General features: G+C 37.3%; 18 protein-coding genes. 14 read left to right on the forward strand and 4 right to left on the reverse strand.

Annotation, left to right across the window (positions count from 1 at the left end; all coding sequences use genetic code 11):
- The first annotated feature begins 125 nt into the window (after positions 1-125).
- Both IGK03_RS02160 and trmB read left to right on the forward strand, forming a co-directional pair.
- Positions 126-905: a phosphotransferase family protein gene (locus IGK03_RS02160; protein ID WP_002355531.1), complete on the forward strand. Its 780-nt coding sequence runs from the start codon at positions 126-128 to the stop codon at positions 903-905.
- Positions 906-977: 72 nt separating this feature from the next.
- On the forward strand, positions 978-1,622 hold the full coding sequence (gene trmB / locus IGK03_RS02165) for a tRNA (guanosine(46)-N7)-methyltransferase TrmB (RefSeq protein WP_002355532.1): 645 nt from the start codon (positions 978-980) through the stop codon (positions 1,620-1,622).
- A 59-nt stretch (positions 1,623-1,681) separates the two neighbouring features.
- Here trmB and IGK03_RS02170 read toward each other — a convergent pair whose 3' ends face one another.
- Positions 1,682-2,428, reverse strand: a complete 747-nt coding sequence (locus IGK03_RS02170; RefSeq protein ID WP_002363162.1) for a MurR/RpiR family transcriptional regulator — start codon at positions 2,426-2,428, stop codon at positions 1,682-1,684.
- Between the two features lie 178 nt (positions 2,429-2,606).
- On the opposite strand from IGK03_RS02170, the gene pfkB reads away from it, so the two are divergent.
- From pfkB to bph, 5 genes are all read left to right on the forward strand, one after another.
- On the forward strand, positions 2,607-3,533 hold the full coding sequence (gene pfkB / locus IGK03_RS02175; protein WP_002355534.1) for a 1-phosphofructokinase: 927 nt from the start codon (positions 2,607-2,609) through the stop codon (positions 3,531-3,533).
- Positions 3,534-3,537: 4 nt separating this feature from the next.
- Entirely contained in the window at positions 3,538-4,956 is a 1,419-nt protein-coding gene (locus IGK03_RS02180) for a PTS fructose transporter subunit IIC (protein WP_002355535.1), read from the forward strand.
- A 26-nt stretch (positions 4,957-4,982) separates the two neighbouring features.
- A complete protein-coding gene (locus IGK03_RS02185; protein WP_002358680.1) occupies positions 4,983-5,444 on the forward strand; it encodes a fructose PTS transporter subunit IIA in 462 nt (153 codons plus the stop codon).
- On the forward strand, positions 5,441-6,418 hold the full coding sequence (lacD, locus tag IGK03_RS02190; protein WP_002375930.1) for a tagatose-bisphosphate aldolase: 978 nt from the start codon (positions 5,441-5,443) through the stop codon (positions 6,416-6,418). Before IGK03_RS02185 ends, lacD begins: the two co-directional genes overlap by 4 nt.
- A 188-nt stretch (positions 6,419-6,606) precedes the next feature.
- Positions 6,607-7,140, forward strand: a complete 534-nt coding sequence (bph, locus tag IGK03_RS02195) for a biofilm phosphatase Bph (protein WP_002355538.1) — start codon at positions 6,607-6,609, stop codon at positions 7,138-7,140.
- Positions 7,141-7,227: 87 nt separating this feature from the next.
- Here the strand turns inward: bph and IGK03_RS02200 are convergent, their stop codons facing one another.
- Positions 7,228-7,659 (reverse strand): GNAT family N-acetyltransferase, encoded by a 432-nt coding sequence (locus IGK03_RS02200; protein ID WP_002373345.1) that lies wholly within the window; start codon positions 7,657-7,659, stop codon positions 7,228-7,230.
- 75 nt (positions 7,660-7,734) lie between these two features.
- Here IGK03_RS02200 and IGK03_RS02205 point away from each other — a divergent pair, with 75 nt between their 5' ends.
- The 6 genes from IGK03_RS02205 (at position 7,735) to IGK03_RS02230 (ending at position 14,669) form a co-directional block, all read left to right on the forward strand.
- Positions 7,735-8,949, forward strand: coding sequence for an AI-2E family transporter (locus IGK03_RS02205; protein WP_002384914.1), 1,215 nt, complete (start codon positions 7,735-7,737; stop codon positions 8,947-8,949).
- A gap of 174 nt (positions 8,950-9,123) precedes the next feature.
- Positions 9,124-10,503: a hemolysin family protein gene (locus IGK03_RS02210; RefSeq protein ID WP_002363168.1), complete on the forward strand. Its 1,380-nt coding sequence runs from the start codon at positions 9,124-9,126 to the stop codon at positions 10,501-10,503.
- Between the two features lie 173 nt (positions 10,504-10,676).
- Positions 10,677-12,251, forward strand: coding sequence for a peptide chain release factor 3 (locus tag IGK03_RS02215; RefSeq protein WP_002355543.1), 1,575 nt, complete (start codon positions 10,677-10,679; stop codon positions 12,249-12,251).
- 174 nt (positions 12,252-12,425) lie between these two features.
- Complete coding sequence (locus tag IGK03_RS02220; protein WP_002355544.1) at positions 12,426-12,869, forward strand: DUF3290 domain-containing protein; 444 nt, start codon at positions 12,426-12,428, stop codon at positions 12,867-12,869.
- A 15-nt stretch (positions 12,870-12,884) separates the two neighbouring features.
- Positions 12,885-13,532, forward strand: a complete 648-nt coding sequence (locus IGK03_RS02225; RefSeq protein WP_002355545.1) for a DUF421 domain-containing protein — start codon at positions 12,885-12,887, stop codon at positions 13,530-13,532.
- 66 nt (positions 13,533-13,598) lie between these two features.
- The gene (locus tag IGK03_RS02230; protein ID WP_002366168.1) at positions 13,599-14,669 is read left to right on the forward strand and encodes a hypothetical protein; all 1,071 of its coding nucleotides are present in this window, start codon (positions 13,599-13,601) and stop codon (positions 14,667-14,669) included.
- Positions 14,670-14,709: 40 nt separating this feature from the next.
- On the opposite strand, the gene IGK03_RS02235 is transcribed toward IGK03_RS02230, so the two are convergent.
- Together IGK03_RS02235 and IGK03_RS02240 are read right to left on the reverse strand one after the other, a co-directional pair.
- Positions 14,710-15,024: a DUF1827 family protein gene (locus tag IGK03_RS02235; RefSeq protein ID WP_002355547.1), complete on the reverse strand. Its 315-nt coding sequence runs from the start codon at positions 15,022-15,024 to the stop codon at positions 14,710-14,712.
- Between the two features lie 194 nt (positions 15,025-15,218).
- Positions 15,219-17,459, reverse strand: coding sequence for an ATP-dependent Clp protease ATP-binding subunit (locus tag IGK03_RS02240; protein WP_002375936.1), 2,241 nt, complete (start codon positions 17,457-17,459; stop codon positions 15,219-15,221).
- Between the two features lie 301 nt (positions 17,460-17,760).
- Between IGK03_RS02240 and IGK03_RS02245 the strand changes: the two genes are divergently transcribed.
- Positions 17,761-17,952: a hypothetical protein gene (locus IGK03_RS02245; protein WP_002366170.1), complete on the forward strand. Its 192-nt coding sequence runs from the start codon at positions 17,761-17,763 to the stop codon at positions 17,950-17,952.
- Positions 17,953-18,005 lie beyond the last annotated feature (53 nt).

Here is an 18,005-nt window from a genome sequence, read left to right on the forward strand (position 1 = left end):
TGAGAAAACCCAGCAAAATTTACAAAAGAACCACATAGAAGCTTGACGAAGCAAGGTTTGGCGACTAAAATGGTAATTGCTGTAAAAATTGCAATAAAATTGTGTTGAGATAGGAGATAATTTCCATGGAATTTCAGTTGGATAAAGACTGGCGTCTGCAGCCGATAAAGGGCGCAACTGGTCAAACATACATGGGAATAAAAGAAACAGAGAAAGTGTTCATTAAACGAAACACTTCTCCACTTCTTGCAGCATTGTCTAAAGAAGGGTTAGCCCCGAAGATGATTTGGACAAAGCGGACAGCGAATGGCGACGTACTAACAGCCCAAGAATGGCTGGAAGGACGTTTATTACATGCGGACGAAATTGGCAAACGCAATGACGTGATTGACGTGTTATACCAATTGCATCATTCCAATTTGCTGAAAGACATGTTGAAAAAAATTGGTGGCGAAGTTTGTACCCCGCTAACAATGTTGAAAGAGTATAAGCGTCAACTACCTAAAGAATTAAAACGAAACAGTTATTTAAAAGAAGTAATCACTTATTTATATAATCATTTACCAGAATATCCAGAAACTAGTTATGTAGCTGTTCACGGCGATGTGAATCATCGGAATTGGTTAGTCTCGAATAATTATCTCTATTTAGTAGATTGGGATTCTGTGATGGTCGCGGACCCAGCGGTAGATTTAGGAATGATTTTGAGTCATTATGTCCCTCGTTCCGGCTGGAATCAATGGTTACTATCTTATGGTTTAATCCCGAATGAAAGTACGGTTCAACGAATTTATTGGTATGGTTTATTTAGCTTTTTACAAGAGATTGTTCGTCATCACCAAGAGGGCGAAAGAAGAGCAATGACTGCAGAAATTTTACAATTAAAACGAATGTTTAGTAGTTAAACTAATTCATTTAACATCCACACAGGCTGGCGAATTTCACCAGTCTGTTTTTAAAAGAAAGGAATTTTAAATATGCGTGTAAGAAATAGACCCGGAGCAGCAGAATATATGGCAAAATATCCACAATATGTGGTAGAAGGTCCTGAAAAATGGCAAGGGAAATGGCAAGAACGTTTTGGCAATAATCATCCCATCCACATTGAAATTGGTTCAGGTAAAGGTCGTTTTATTTATGAAATGGCTAAAGCACATCCTGAAATTAATTATATTGGTATCGATATGCAATTAAGTATTTTATCGATTGCATTAGATAAGCTAGTGGCCGAGCCGTTACCTAATCTACAGTTATTGCGAGTAGACGGCGAAGCATTAACAGAATATTTTGCTGAAAATGAAGTAGATTTAATCTATTTAAATTTTTCAGATCCTTGGCCAAAGAAAAAACATGAAAAACGTCGTTTAACGTATAAAAACTTTTTAGCGACAGATGAAATTATTTTAAAACCAAATGGAGAAATTCATTTTAAAACGGATAATCAAGGGCTCTTCGAATACTCATTAAGTAGCTTTTCTAAATATGGCATGATTATTGAACGTGTGTGGCTAGATTTGCATAATAGCGAGTTTGAAGGCAACATTATGACAGAATACGAAGAAAAATTTTCTAGTCGTGGTCAACGAATTTATCGAGTAGAAGCACGTTTTGTTGCAAAATAAAAACAAGCATTCCTTTATTTTAAGTGAAGGAATGCTTGTTTTTTATTATTTAAGAAAGCTTAAGTTGTCGTTCTTAAAGCATAGGCGTCCAATAAAATTCTTGCCAGAATGGATAGTGGTAACCGTGAACGCACTTCATAATCGGGGAAAAAGGAGCCTTCTGATTTGAAGCCTACGAACGGAATTTCAATGTATTTCATTAAACTAGAGTGTTTGCTTGCAGTTAAAAGGATAGTCCCAATTTCTGAGTCGTAACAGTTTTTACCAGCGACAACTAATTCTTGGGTTTCTCCGTTTAAAGAAACAAAAAGAGCCACATCTTTTTTTGATAACTTTTTACTAATATTTTTAATAATTTCTGGGTCCGTATGCAGTTCACAGTATTTGCCAGCCAATTGAAACTTAACCATCATTTCCTGAGCAATTAATTCTGAAAAACCTCTAGCAAAGATAATAATCCGTCGAGAAGCTTTGATTTTTTGGATTGCATCTTCTATATTACCAATTTCAATCATGTTAATCGTGCGAGTTACTTCTTCTTCATTCTTTAAAATGGCCGTCCGAATTCCTCGGTCTACTTTTTCTAATGCTGAAAAATTTATATTTTGGTTTTCTTTATCTTTCAAGTGATGCTTGAAGGATGTGAAACCTTCATAGCCTTTCTTTTTCATGGTTCTTACAATCGTCGCAGTTGATACGTTGGCTCGTTCGCTTAATTTTACAATGGAATAATCAGGGATTTCTAAAATATGTGTTTCGATAAAATGCCAGAGATATTGCTCTGACTCACTCAATTTTTGTTCCATAATGGCTAGCCCTTCTTTCTTTCACTAAAAAAACATTTATAAGCCTATTTTTAATGAAAAAAAATAAAAAAGCTAGAGAAATTATGAAATTGTAAATGTTTTCTATATTTTTGCGAAAGAATGAAAACCTTTACATGGTATTTTGAGACATAATAAAGAGGAGAAAGGAGGAACTACAGTGACTATTTATACATGTACATTAAATTTAGCCATTGATTTATTTATCGAAACAGAAGAGCTAGTTCCTTTTGTCGTGAATCGCACGAAGGAAGATGATATTCAAGCAAACGGGAAAGGAGTCAATGTTTCCCTAATTTTAAAGATGTTAGGGATTGATAATACCGCTTTGGGAGTCAAAGCTGGTTTCACTGGGAACTATGTCGAGGATTATTTAAAAGAAAAAGAAATAACCACTGATTTTATCGAAGTCGCTGGCACAACGAGAATCAATGTGTTCACAAAAGTTACCCAAGATCAAAAGGAATACAAATTAGTCAATAAAGGACCAAAATTATCTGAAGAACATGTACAACGTTTTTTGAAAAAAATTTCAGAGTTACGTAAAGGGGATTATTTGTGCGTATCAGGAAGTTTACCACAAGGGGTTTCGCCAAGTATTTTGATTGAAATTAGCCGAATTTGTTTTGAAAAACAGGTGTTCTTAATCTTAGACAGTAGTTATGAAGAAATTTTAGATTGTTTGCCTTATCAACCATTTTTATTGAAACCAAATGAAGAAGAACTTCAAGAGTGGTTTCATACAGAAGTGCAGACTAAGGATGATTACATTTTTTACGGACAAGAATTACTGAAGCGGGGAGCCAAAAATATTTTACTTTCTTTAGGTAGTGAAGGGGCTTTATTTATGAACAATGAAAAGGTTCTTTCAGGTAATTCACCAACTGGAATGGTTGTAAATACAGCTTGTTCAGGGGATGCAATGTTAGGTACCTTTTTAGCTGGCTGGCATCAAGGACTTTCATTGGAAAAAAATTTAAAAAGAAGTATTGCAGCAGGTAGTTCAACAGCATTTCGCAAAGGATTGACAGATTTTTCAGATGTTCAGGAGTTAGAGCAACAAATAAAGATTCAAGAGGAGGAATAAACAGATGGCTACGTATCAATTAATAGCTGCTACAGGTTGTCCGACGGGAATAGCGCACACGTATATGGCACAGGAGGCATTGGAACAAGCTGCAAAACGTAAAGGTATTACGATTAAGGTTGAAACACATGGTCAGATTGGCATAGAAAACGAGTTAACACCTGCAGAAATCCAAGGAGCGGAGGCAGTCATTATTGCCGCCGACAAAGACGTTCAAGCAGAACGTTTTGCTGGGAAACGAATCATTGATGTCCCTGTCAGTGTGGGGATTAAAGAAGCAGATCGCTTAATTGAAGAAGCACTCGCAGGCAAAGGATCGATTGCAGCCGAAAACCAAGCAGTGGACGAACTTGAACAGGAGACACAAATTTCTTCAGGAAATGTTGGACATAGTATTTATAAAAACTTAATGAATGGCGTCTCTCACATGTTGCCGTTTGTAGTAGCAGGCGGCGTTTTAATTGCTCTTTCTTTTGCTATTTGGGGCATTTATTCATTTGATCCAGAAAGTAGTCAGTATAATGCTACCGCTGCTATGTTAAAAAGTATTGGTGATGCCTCAATGGGCATGATGGTGCCAATCTTATCTGCGTATATCGCAGAGGGGATTGCCAAACGACCTGGTTTGGTTGTGGGCTTTGTCGGTGGTTTGATTGCTAACACTGGTGGTACTGGCTTTTTAGGAGGGATATTATCTGGTTTCCTTGCTGGGTATTTCATTCTTTTATTACAGAGAGTATTTAAAGGTTTGCCTAAATCATTAGATGGTTTAAAAGCAATTTTCCTTTATCCAGTCATTGGCGTTGCAGTTATTGGTATCACTATGTCTTTACTAGCAGATCCGATGAAAGCTGTTAACGAAGGAATGATGAGCTTTTTAGCTAGTTTCCAAAACTCCAGTCCGTTGGTTTTAGGAATTATTGTGGGTTGTATGTGTGCCTTTGATATGGGAGGTCCAGTTAATAAAGCGGCCTATGTTACTGGGACGGCACTCTTAGCTCAAGGAAATACTTCTTTTATGGCAGGAGTTTCTGCTGCTTGCATAGCGCCACCTTTAATTACAGGCTTTGCTACATTATTCTTTGGAAAATACTTTGACACAAATGAACGCAATGCGGGCCTAGTGAACTTTATTTTAGGCTCCACACATATTACAGAAGGCGCTATTCCGTTTGCGGCAAAAGACCCCTTGAAGGTTTTACCAATTATGATGCTCGGATCTTCAATTGCGGCAGTCCTAACGTATATGTTTGGGGTACAAGTGCCAGCACCTCATGGAGGATTTCTTGTTTTACCAGTTGTTACTCACGCTGTTCAATGGGTTCTGGCAATTTTAGCTGGTTCATTGGTAGGCGGTTTATTGCTAGGTTTTGTACAAAAAAGTAGAATCGCCAAACAAGAGCAATCGTTATCAAAAAAATGAAATAACAGGAATTAGGAGTGAATGGAATGGCTTTTATTAAAGAAAATCATATTTTTTTAAATCAACAGTTACAAACGCAAGAGGATGTTTTTCACTTTTTAGCAAAAAAATCAACAGAATTGGAAGTTGCTCAGGACGCACAGGAAGTTTTCGATAAACTGAACGAGCGAGAACAAGAAGGAACAACGGGGATGATGAATGGATTTGCGATACCTCATGCAAAAGCAGCAACGATTCAACAAGCGGCCATTATCATCGTTACCTTGGACCAAGGTGTTGAGTGGCAGAGCCTTGACAACCAATTAACGGAGTTTGTGATTGCGCTGTTTATTCCAGATGCCGAAGCTGGCACGACACATTTGAAATTACTCTCTTCCGTTGCGCGCCTCCTATTAAGAGAAGAAGTTACTTCTGGACTGAAACAAGCAAGTTCGCCAGCTGAAATTGCTACGTTACTAAATAATCAATTAGGAGAGGGAACAGAATGAAAAAAATTAGTGAACAAAAACGTAAACATTTAGAAAATCTGGTAGATGATCAAGGGATTATTGGAGCACTAGCCATTGATCAACGTGGGGCCTTAAAACGCATGATGGGAAAATACAAAGAGGTGACTGCGCAAGAAATCAGTGACTTTAAAGTATTAGTATCTCGTTGCTTAACACCAGAGACTTCAGCAATTTTGTTGGATCCAGAATATGGCCTAGCTGCTGCTGAAAATCGAGCACAGACTTCAGGTTTGTTACTTGCGTATGAAAAAACGGGCTACGATGCTTCGACACCAGGACGGTTACCCGATAGTCTTGATGTTTGGTCGGTTAAGCGTTTAAAAGAAGCGGGCGCAGACGCGTGTAAATTTTTACTTTATTACGATGTTGACGAAAGTGAAGCAATCAATGAACGAAAGAAAGCTTATATAGAACGGATTGGTTCAGAGTGTTTAGCCGAAGAAATTCCATTCTTTTTAGAAATTGTCTCTTATGATGCAAACAATTCGGATAGTGCTTCAAAAGAATACGCTAAAGTAAAACCGCACAAAGTAATTGAAGCGATGAAAGAATTTTCAAAGGATCGCTATAATGTTGATGTTTTAAAAGTAGAAGTCCCTGTGAATATGAATTTTGTAGAAGGTTTTGGCACTGAAAGTCTTTATAGCCAAGATGAAGCGCAGGCTTTTTTCAACATGCAAAGTGAAGCAACACAACTTCCATTTATTTTCTTGAGTGCAGGGGTTAGTGCTACGATGTTTCAGGAAACATTGAAATTTGCAAAAAAAGCAGGTTCCTCGTTTAATGGAGTCTTATGTGGTCGCGCAACTTGGGCAGACGGCGTGCTTCCATTTGTTCAACAAGGTGCTGAAGCAGCCGTTGCGTGGCTTGAAACAACTGGTAAAACAAATGTTGACGAATTAAATCAGGTTTTAAGAGAGAGCGCAGTATCAGTCTTTGAAAAAATCCAGTAATTAAGCTGAAAATATTTACTGAATTTGAGCTAATTGGTCATCTGAATTAAATTTTTTCAGAAATCGTCTTCTTTAAGTGAACTCAATGTACGCAAACTCAAAAGATATGATATAATTATTTCGATATCGATGTATGAACACCCAAAAAGTAACATTGCTTTACTTTATTTGGGGAAAGTTGGGGTATTATGGGAATTCCTAAAGAAGGCGAGTTTGTAACCATTCAGAGTTATAAACATGACGGACATTTACATCGAACGTGGCGTGATACGATGGTACTAAAAACGAGCGAGTATTCTTTAATTGGTGTGAACGATCACACGTTAGTAACGGAATCCGACGGACGTCGGTGGGTGACTCGTGAACCAGCCATTGTTTATTTTCACAAGAAATATTGGTTCAATATAATAGCAATGATTAGAGAAAAGGGGGTTTCGTATTACTGCAATCTGGCTTCGCCATATGTTTTAGATGACGAAGCGTTGAAGTATATTGATTATGATTTAGATATCAAGGTTTTTCCAGATGGTGAAAAACGTTTACTAGACGTTGATGAATATGAATTTCATAGCAAACTAATGGATTATCCAGAAGATATTGACTTCATTTTAAAAGAAAATGTCAAGACTTTAGTGGATTGGATTAATAACGAAAAAGGCCCCTTCTCGCCCGAATATGTAGATATCTGGTATCAACGTTATCAACAGCTATCAAAAAAATAGCCGATGTAAACAGCCCACAAAAGGAGCTTGGAGCATTAGCCAAAATGGCTAATGCTCCAAGCTCTAAATTTTCCGATTTAATTGGTGTTATAGTTCTTTATTCATTTCGTAGTGTTCAATGCCAGCATCCATAAAAGGTGCTCCTGTTTTTTGATAACCTAAACGTTCATAGAAGCCTACAGCGGTGACTTGTGCTCCTAGAGTAATCTTGTGGTAGCCTTGTTCTTTGGCAAAATTTTCCGCCGCTTCCATAATCACTCGTCCATAGTCGGCGCCACGGTAAGCTTTTTCAACGGCCATTCGTTGTAATTTCATAACGCCATTTTCTAGTGGAAGCAAGCGACAAGTTGCGACAGCTACATGATCCGTGTACAAAACAAAGTGAATACAATGTGCTTCATATTCATCGATTTCCATCTCTTCTGGTACCCCTTGTTCCGCTACGAATACGCGTTGACGAAGCCGGACAGCATCTAAATAAAGATCACTCATGGTATCTTTTGTTTGAGCTACATGCATAGAAAAACCCCCAAGTTCAGAATCTGTTTCTATTTTATTATACCACGAAAAAGTTCTAGCAATGAAGTATTCTCAATGACTGAGGGGGGAAGGTGTGATAAAATAAAACAGCAACAATTGAATAAAAATAAAGGAGGAGCCGCTGTGATTAATCGATTTAAAGAATCGAAATTATTTTTCTGGTCAGTTGAATTACTTGTCGTGGCCATGCTATTATTTATTGCTTCGAAAATTAATTTCTTATTTGCACCGATTGGGACATTCTTTTCAACGTTGTTTGCCCCAGTCTTAGTAGCAGGCTTTTTGTATTATTTACTAAATCCTGTGGTCAATCTACTAATGAAGACGAAAATGAAACGAATTTATGCCGTCTTACTGGTATTTTTATTACTAATCATCGCATTAGTTCTGATCTTATTAACAATTATCCCTAAGTTGGCAGATCAGCTAGCTAGTTTAGCATCAAGTATGCCGGATTTCTTTAAACAAGTGGAGACCTGGATTTATGAGATTGCGGAGTTACCTATTTTTAAACAAATTGATTTAACAAGCTATATTGAAAAAATGGATATTTCTTATGCCAATATTATCCAACAATTTTTAAGTAGTTTATCAAGTAGCTTAGGTTCAATCGTATCAACGGTGGCGTCAACCACCATTGTTTTGGTCACTGCGCCATTTATTTTATTTTATATGTTAAAAGATGGAGATAAGCTAGTACCAGCGATCCAACGCTTTTTACCTGAGAAAAGAAAAGATGATATTGTGGATCTTTTAGGACAATTGAACCAAACCTTATCCAGTTATATTAGCGGACAAGCGATTGAATGTTTATTTGTCGGTACATTTACGATTATTGGGTATTCATTGCTTGGCGTTCGTTATGCCTTTTTATTTGGTGTCATTGCCGGCTTTACGAATTTGATTCCCTATCTAGGCCCTTATCTAGGATTAGCGCCCGCTGTCTTAGTGACCATCTTTAATGAACCCGTCAAAGCAGCCTTATGTTGTTTAGTGGTGCTAGTGGTTCAGCAATTGGACGGAAATATTATTTATCCAAACGTTATCGGAAAATCTCTAAAAATCCATCCGTTAACGATTATTTTAATTTTATTGGTAGCAGGAAATTTAGCAGGTTTGCTAGGTATTTTCCTCGGCGTCCCATTTTACGCAATCTGCCGGACCATTATCTACTATGTTATTGATATGGTCAAAGCGGGTCGTAGTGAAAAAGTTACCAATGCCGTTCTTTTAGGGAATGAAACAAATACGAAAGAAAATAACGGTTAATGATTGAATCCGCTAATCTTTCGTGCTATGATTTTATGGATTAGGATAGAAAATAACCTGTCATAATACTGATTGTGTCTGTTTCTAAGCCTAACCATAAAAAGAGGAAGAACGTTAAAAGAGTACGAAAGTACAGCCTCGGAATTATCAACAATTAAGGAGAGAGAGAACATTATGAATAATGCTGACCCTGAGAGTCAGTCGCTAATTGCGCAACTTCTATTATTAGTCGTGTTGACGTTTATCAATGCCTTTTTGGCAGCGGCGGAAATTGCAGTCGTATCTGTTAACAAGAATCGTGTGGAACAAAAAGCGGAAGACGGCGACGCAAAAGCTCAAAAATTGCTTAAGGTATTGCAAGACCCCAATAACTTTTTATCCACAATCCAAGTAGGAATTACTTTGGTTAATATCCTATCTGGTGCTTCATTAGCAGAGACTTTATCTAGTCGTTTGGCCCCTGTATTAGGTGGCGGCGCCGCAGCTAAGAGTCTTGCCAGTATCATTATCTTAGCATTGTTAACGTACGTTTCTATTGTATTTGGTGAATTATACCCTAAACGAATTGCTATGAATAAATCAGAAGAAGTCGCTCAATTGACTTCTGGTGCAGTTCGCTTTTTAGGAGTTATCGCGCGTCCCTTCGTTTGGTTGCTATCGGCTTCGACCGATTTATTATCCAAAATCACACCAATGACTTTCGATGATGCTGATTCGAAGATGACACGAGATGAAATGCGCTATATGCTTGAAACAGAAGGTGTTTTGGAAAACGAAGAACTAGAAATGCTACAAGGTGTCTTTTCATTAGATACAAAAGTGGCACGAGAAGTAATGGTTCCTCGGACAGACGCATTCATGGTTGACATCCAAGATGATGTCCAAGAAAACATCAATTTAATTTTAGGAGAAAATTATTCTCGGATTCCTGTTTATAGTGAAGACAAAGATAAAATTGTTGGTATTTTACATACCAAAACGTTACTAAAAGCTGCACGTAATTTAGGCTTTGAAAACATTGAATTAGGCGCGATTATCCAAGAACCATTATTTGTCCCAGAAACCATTTTTATTGATGATTTACTTTATGAGTTAAAACGAACACAAAACCAAATGGCGATTTTACTAGATGAATATGGCGGTGTTGTCGGTTTAGCAACACTGGAAGATTTACTAGAAGAAATCGTTGGTGAAATTGACGATGAAACAGATGAAGTAGAAAATTTATATACACAAGTGGCCGACAATGAATATTTGGTTCAAGGACGCATGTTAATTGACGAATTTAATGAAGTATTTGAAACAGATTTACACATGAGCGATGTTGATACAATGGCAGGTTACTTAATTACAGCATTAGGAACCATTCCTGATGAAGGGGAAAAACCTTCTTTTGAAGTGGGCAATATTAAGTTAACTGCTGAAGAAATGGAAGGCACACGTTTGCTAGTCTTACGCGTTCATTTCTACGATGAAGAAACTGTCGATGAAGAACCAGAAGAAAATCGTCGTTTTTTCCGTAAAGAAATGGAAGATGACGAACCAAGACGTTAAAAATAACCTGTGACATCAGTCGTTTTGACTAATGTCGCAGGTTTTCCTTTTAAAAAACAGCCAACAGCAGCTCTTTATTCTCAAGGCTTGACATGATATACTAGCAAAGGTTAATCAAAAATTATGCTGAAGAAAATAAATAAATAAACATCACAAGTGATAAGGAGATTTTTATGACGATCAATCAAAAAGAAGCAGTCGATAGTCGCCGTACGTTTGCGATTATTTCCCATCCGGATGCTGGGAAAACAACGATTACTGAACAATTATTATTATTTGGGGGCGCCATCCGCCAAGCTGGAACCGTCAAAGGGAAAAAAACAGGGAACTTTGCCAAATCTGACTGGATGGAAATTGAAAAACAACGGGGAATTTCGGTAACGAGTTCTGTGATGCAATTTGACTATCAAGACAAACGGATTAATATCTTGGACACCCCAGGGCATGAGGATTTCTCAGAGGATACGTATCGGACATTGATGGCCGTGGATAGTGCTGTGATGGTTATTGACAGTGCCAAAGGGATTGAAGCACAAACGAAAAAACTTTTCCAAGTTGTTAAAAAACGTGGTATTCCAATTTTTACCTTTATTAACAAATTGGATCGTGATGGACGGGAACCATTGGAACTTTTAGAAGAATTGGAAGAACTATTGGATATTGAATCTTATCCAATGAACTGGCCAATTGGTATGGGAAAAGGCCTAGAAGGTCTATACGATATTTATAATGAACGTGTGGAATTATATCGTCCAGAAAATAATGGCGGGGAGCGTTTTATTCCTTTAAAAGATGGCGATATCCCAAGCGATTTACCATTGCACAATAACAGCGTTTATCAACAAGTGTTGGAAGATGTTGAGTTATTGGTAGAAGCAGGCGATGAATTTAGCGAGGAAAAAATCGCTCGTGGTGATCAAACGCCAGTCTTCTTCGGTTCTGCTTTGACAAACTTTGGGGTTCAAACATTTTTAGAAACCTTCTTACAATTTGCGCCTGCGCCACATGCGCATAAAACAGAAGAGGGTGGCGAAGTAAGTCCTTATGAAAAAGAATTTTCAGGCTTTGTCTTTAAAATTCAAGCGAATATGAACCCAGCCCATCGTGATCGAATTGCCTTTGTTCGAATTTGTTCAGGTGTTTTTGAAAGAGGCATGGACGTGACCTTAGGTAGAACAGGTAAAAAAGTCAAATTAAGCAACGTGACACAATTTATGGCGGATGCCCGCGAAAACGTCACAGAAGCTGTTGCAGGCGATATTATCGGCGTGTATGACACAGGAAATTACCAAATTGGCGATACTTTGTATGAAGGGAAAATGAATGTTCAATACGAAGAGTTGCCGTCATTTACCCCTGAATTATTCATGAAAGTGACTGCCAAAAACGTGATGAAACAAAAATCTTTCCATAAAGGAATTTACCAACTGGTTCAAGAAGGAGCCATTCAATTATATAAAACATATTTAACAGAAGAATATATCATTGGCGCCGTAGGTCAATTGCAGTTTGAAGTTTTCCAATACCGAATGTCCAATGAATACAATGCTGAAGTAGTAATGACGCCAATGGGTTCTAAAATTGCCCGCTGGATTAATCCAGAAGATTTAGATGAACGCATGAGCTCTAGCCGAAACATTTTGGCACGGGACCGTTTCGACCAACCATTGTTCTTATTTGAAAACCAATTTGCGGAACGCTGGTTTGCGGATAAGTATCCAGATGTTGAACTGAAAAGTTTGATGTAAAATTAATTTGTAATCAATTAGTAGCTGAATCTTTAGAAGATTGAAGCTCGGCGCAGTCATTCTCAAGATGATTGCGCTGAGCTTTTCTTGTTATAAGGTATTAAAGCAGGCGTGATTGTTTTTTTTGAGATAGAATACTTACTATAACGAACCTATCAAGGAGTGGACAAGAACATGAATTTTTATGGCATCGAGTATTTAAAAAGCCAATCTAATTTAAATGATTACTTAAAGTATTTTTTTATTTTTGCTTTGTTAATCGGGCTAGTCATTGTGTTTAGTTTTTATGTGCGACATCAAATTCAAACGAAATATCGTGAATTAAGTATTATTATTTTTTTATCATTATTATTTGTTTTAGGGGTTCAATATTCCAATTACCAACTGAACCAAAATCAGCATTCACAATCTTCACAAATGGTACATTTTGTCGAACAAGTGGCACAGGAAAAAAAGGTTTCTCCAGAAAAAGTTTATGTCAATGGTACACAATTGGCTGACGGAACCATAGTTAAAATTGACGAAGTCTTTTACAAAATGAGTTTAAGTACGGATCAGCAGTCTTATACGTTACAAGAAACGTATTTATTAACACCAACGATTGAAATCATAAAGTAAAGTGAGGGAAAATTAATGCAGTTTTATAGTCCAATTATTATTAAATTTGCTTTAGGTATTATTTGTTTAATTGTCCAAATTAATTTGATGGGAAAAGGCAATTTGGCGCCCACATCGGCCATGGACCAAGTGCAAAACTATGTATTGGGGGGCATTATTGGTGGTGTTATTTATAATGATTCAATTACGGTGCTCCAATTTGTATTAGTGTTAATTTTGTGGACATTATTAGTCTTAATTTTAAAATTTGCAAAAGAACACAATCGCTATGTGAAGCAAATTGTGGATGGTAAACCCATTACTTTAATCAAGGATGGACAGGTTGTGGTGAAGGAATGTTTGAAAAATGGTATTTCTGCAAATGATCTGATGTTTAAATTACGAGCAAATGGTATTTATGAAGTCCAGCTTGTTAAACGGGCGGTTTTAGAACAAAATGGTCAATTAACAATCGTCGAATATGGCGATGAAAGTATTCGTTATCCGATTATTGTGGACGGTCAAGCCAACATGGATGTCCTAGAGTTAATCAAAAAAGATGAGCACTGGCTGTTAACGCAAATCCAAGAACAAGGCTTCCAAAGATTACAGGAAATCTATCTAGGTGAATATTTATCTGGACAGTTAAGTTTATCGCCATATGAAGAAAAAACGATTTCTTAGCTATACTTTTCATCCTACTTATATTAAAATAAAATGGTAATTCAATGAGTTTTAAAAGGAGGAAAAATGAAAACTAAAAAGATAGTTGTCGGGTTATTTTGTTCAATGATTATTTTAATGGGGTGCCAACCAGATCAACGAACTGAAAAAATGAAAGAAAGTACTGAAGCAGAAGCAGTCCAAGTAACGAGTGGTGCCTCGGCAGCCACTAATGCCACTTCTGTAAAGCAGGAGGAGCAGACAAACACGAATGATCAACCGAAGGAGAGTGCTGCCAAAGTGAGTTATGAGCGTAATGGACATACCTTTGAAGTTGATGCTGTTTCTGGCGCTACAGTAGAAGCTAATAATGGACAATCAGGAATTAGTCCAGAAGAAAAAGCCCAGAAGATGTATTGGTCAGGTCGTCCAGAAATCGGAGAAGTTCAAGGGGATTATTATCATCATGAAGTCGTGTTTGATGGCGGCTATACGGCTTTAATTGATGTCGTTGTTAAGGATCAACAAATTCAGTTAGTGGAATTTGATGAACGTGGACCTAAAAACTATTATTCTGAAGAATGGGCAGGAGTGACAAAACGTTTATCCGGCTATGCAAATTTTCAAGCGAACAACGCCCGAACTGATCAATCGTTAGTGACCATTGTTAATACGATGACTTTTCTAGAAAATCAAATGGTTACTGAAAATCGTCTAGATGGCGCATTCCAGACAGCCAAAGGGCAATCCAATAGCGCTAATAATGGCTATCTTCCTGCTGCTAGGGCTTTAGCCAAGGAAATCAAAGAACCTTCAAAAGAACATTATACAAGTCTAACAGAAGATTTTGGAGAGGGGCTTTCTGGACGTTTAACGGTTATTACGTTAAAAGATTCAGGGAAAATAACCGATCTTCGTTATGATGAATATTTTGCAGATACAGAAGAAGAGATTAAAGACGCAAAACTGAAGGCTTATTCTCGCCAATCAAAATATTTTTCTAAAGATTATGCTCAAAAATCGGGGGAAAATTTCAAAAAAGAAGTGGATGACTTAAGAAAAAAAGCAATCGAGGAAAACAAATTAGTCAGTCCGACAAATGAGGAAGCCTGGTCGGAAAATTATCAAAGGCTTGTAAAAAAAATAACGTCACAATAAATTAAAAAACTGCCGAAGTGGGGAAACTTCGGCAGTTTTTTTAGTTTTCCATGAGGGAAACTTTTAATGGAACAGACACTTCGGTCACATGGTTTAACTCAATGATAGAAATTTCATCTGGGTCATAAGCCTCTTTAGGTAATCGTTTTAACAGTTTTGCTAAAATTTCTTTTACTTCTGTCGGACGAATGCGACGATTTTTATTCATAATCAGAACTTCCACATGGTGAGCTGCTTCTGAATAGACAGCGGTCGTGTTTCCTGCTGAGTAGACTTTTACAAAGTAAGCATCCGTGTTTTCCAATTGTTTATTTACTAATTGTTTGTAGCTATTGGTCACATTCACTAATTTCATTTTATCACCTCATTATAGTTGTGTGCTGCAAAAGAGCGTTTCCAATTATGTACAGGAGTTCCAGATTGAATTTTTTCTATGAGGAACAAGTATACGAATATCTTTCTTCTATTATAGTTTTTTTTGATGAAAATAAAAAGTGAAAAGCATAAAAAAATCCGCACGCATTGTTATTAATGCGTGTGGATTTTTGATTATTCTGCTTGGTCAGATGTTGAAGTTTCTGTTTTAGTCACTTCTTGTGCGCCAGTTACGATAATTTTACCTTCGTTATCTAACGCTGCGACTAATTGATGATTTTCAGGATGATCTAGATAGTATTCAGCAATGCCGTCTTCAATTTGTTCTTGAATTGTTCGACGTAAAGGACGAGCGCCCATTGCAGGATCATAACCTAAATCAACGAGTTTCTCTTTGACTTCTGTTGGAACCTCAATGTGTAATTTTTGTTTAGCTAATAAGCCATTTACTTCTTCTAACATCAAGCTGACAATGTTCATCAGGTTTTCTTTGCTTAATGCTTTGAATTCGATAATACCATCGAAACGGTTAAGGAATTCGGGGGTGAAGAAGTTGTTCAATTGACCTAAAACAGATTTAGTCACACCTTCACGGGCAGCGCCAAAGCCAACGTTGGCTTCCACAGCACCTGTTCCAGCATTACTTGTCATGATAATGATGGTGTCTTTAAAGCTGACCGTACGACCTTGTGCATCTGTTAAACGACCATCGTCGAGAATTTGTAAAAACATGTGTAAAACATCAGGATGCGCTTTTTCAATTTCATCCAATAAAATTAAACTATAAGGATTACGACGGACTTTTTCTGTGAGTTGTCCAGCTTCGTCATACCCAACATAGCCTGGAGGAGAACCAATCAGTTTAGAGACACTGTGTTTTTCCATGTACTCACTCATATCGAAACGAACCATCGAATCTTCTGAACCGAATAGCTCAAAGGCTAATTGTTTTGCTAATTCTGTTTTACCAACGCCTGTTGGCCCTACAAATAAGAAGGAACCAATTGGGCGGTTTTGTTTGCCTAGGCCTACACGATTGCGACGAATCGCTTTAGCTACTTTATCGACGGCATCATCTTGTCCGACAACATGAGCTTTTAAGTCAACAGCTAAATTTTTCAATTGGGTTTGTTCTTTTTCTTTTAAGTCACCGACAGGAATGCCAGTTTTTTGTTCCACAATGGCTTCAATATCTTTTTCAGTGATGACGGGTGTTTCTTCATCGCTGATTTGTTTTTCTTTCATTGCTTGTAATTTATTGATTTGATCACGATAATAAGCCGCTTTTTCAAAATCTTCTTCTGCGGAAGCTTGTTGTTTTTGTTGTTCCGCTTCTGCTAATTTTTTATCAATTGTTTTTGGATCGACGAGTTGGATAGTTAGATTCATTTTTGAACCAGATTCATCTAACAAGTCAATCGCTTTATCTGGTAAAAAGCGATCTTGAATGTAACGATTGGATAAGTTTGCTGCTGCGTTAATCGCTTCATCTGTATATTTAACATGATGATAATCTTCATAACGTTTTTGCAAACCATGTAAAATCGTTATGGTTTCGTCAACGGTTGGCTCATCTACTTGGACTGGTTGCATCCGACGTTCTAAGGCAGCATCTTTTTCAATAATACGGTACTCATTTAAAGTTGTGGCACCGACTAATTGTAATTCACCACGTGCTAAGGCTGGTTTTAAAATATTGCCAGCATCCATATTGCCATCACCAGCAGCACCAGCACCCACAATTTCATGGACTTCATCAATAAATAAAATGACATTTTCAGCTTCAGTGATTTCTTCAATCAATTTTTGCATCCGTTCTTCAAATTGTCCGCGAATACCAGTTCCTTGAACAAGTGAAACCACATCTAAACGAATGACTTCTTTGTCCAATAATTTTTGGGGCACATCGCCATCGACAATTTTTTGGGCTAAACCTTCGACAACGGCTGTTTTACCAACACCTGGTTCACCGATTAAAACGGGGTTGTTTTTTGTGCGGCGATTTAAGATTTCAATGACACGCTTAATTTCTTGGTCACGTCCTACCACAGGATCGATATCTCCTTGGCGTGCCGCTTCGGTGATGTTAATCCCATACTCGCCTAGTAAACCTTGACCAGCGCCAGCGCCTCCGCGAGGGGGTTGACCGCCATTACCACCATCACCAAATTGAGTGGGTGGTGTTTGTTGTTCATAAGGATTACCTTGTTGCATTTGGCGAGAAAGAGAACGATATAAATCGTCTAAACTCCCAAAGCCAAAAGGGTCTTGTCCCATATTTTGAGGGGAATTATTTGCTTGATTTTTTAATTTTTGATAGCAGCTTTGGCAATAGTCCAGTTGTTTTCTTTGACCATTCACATTTGCATATAAATGAATTGTTGCTTCATTTTGTTGACAATTTTGACAAATCATTGAATGAAACACATCCTTTCAAAATAACTGAGGCCAGAAAAATAGCTGTTTGCTCTATTATTTCTAGTAAACAGACCATTTTTCCTCAAACCAGCCAAGTACTAGATAGCAGGAATAAATTCTGTCTATAAAACCACTTGACCATTTTTGACCTTTGAGGTCATTATAGCATTTTTTGTAAGAGAATCAAGTAAAAGACCTTGTTTAAAAAAAGGCAAAGATTCGATTTTTTTACAGACAATTGCGCCATTTTCAAGTAAACTATAAGAGTTGATATTTAAGAGAAAGAGTGGTGAAATCAATGGCTGAAAATCCTTTTGTAGAAAAAATTGCTTCATTAAAAGCTGGAGAAATCTCTGAATTAATCGTGGAGCAAAATGAATTTTTCCAATTTCGTGATGCTTGGATTTCTTTGCCTGACCGCGCGGAAATTGTTGGAGAAGCGGGGTTAAATGGACGAATCATTTATCGTTACCAAAAAGAGGAAGAATAGTCAGTGCAAAACATCACGAAATTTAAGCAAAAAGTGTTGTGTAAGATAGAAAA

The sequence above is a fragment of the Enterococcus sp. DIV2453a genome (assembly GCF_050533535.1).
GTDB lineage: Bacteria > Bacillota > Bacilli > Lactobacillales > Enterococcaceae > Enterococcus > Enterococcus faecalis.